Source organism: Caulobacter sp. 05T431 (assembly GCF_056665975.1).
Genome location: NZ_JBFTKU010000179.1, coordinates 1 through 367 on the forward strand (window position 1 = coordinate 1; position 367 = coordinate 367).

1 protein-coding gene is annotated in these 367 nt (G+C 70.2%); it reads right to left on the reverse strand.

Translation table 11 applies throughout. The features are described 5' to 3' along the window. Positions 1–291, reverse strand: a 291-nt coding sequence (locus tag AC1U89_RS25020; RefSeq protein ID WP_479902310.1) for a hypothetical protein, incomplete at its 3' end; no start/stop codon positions are given. Between the last annotated feature and the right edge of the window lie 76 nt (positions 292–367).

A 367-nucleotide genomic window follows, 5' to 3' on the forward strand; every position in this document is an offset into this window, starting at 1 on the left:
GCCGTCCTGGAGTGTGGGGCTGCCGTCGGTGCTGGCAATGGCGTCCTGCGCCGTGGTCACCCCTGCGATGCTTTCATCCAGGACGGTCAGGGCCTCCCGGCGCGTCTCACGGTCGTCCTGGACGGTGGGGGAGAGCTGGAGGACGGTGGTCCGGGTGGTTTCGAGGTCTTTCAGGACGTCGTCGAGCGTCGTGGACGTTGCCGCCATKGTCAGCTTGCCCCCGGCGTCGAGCGCCAGCGCGAGCCGGGCGGTGGCAACCGCGGAGGAACTGTCCTTCAGCGCTGTGGACACACTGTCCCGCGTGCCGCCAGACGCGCCGCTGCAGCCGCTGAGGAGTGCCGACCCCTCTGGATTGCGGGGTCGGCAC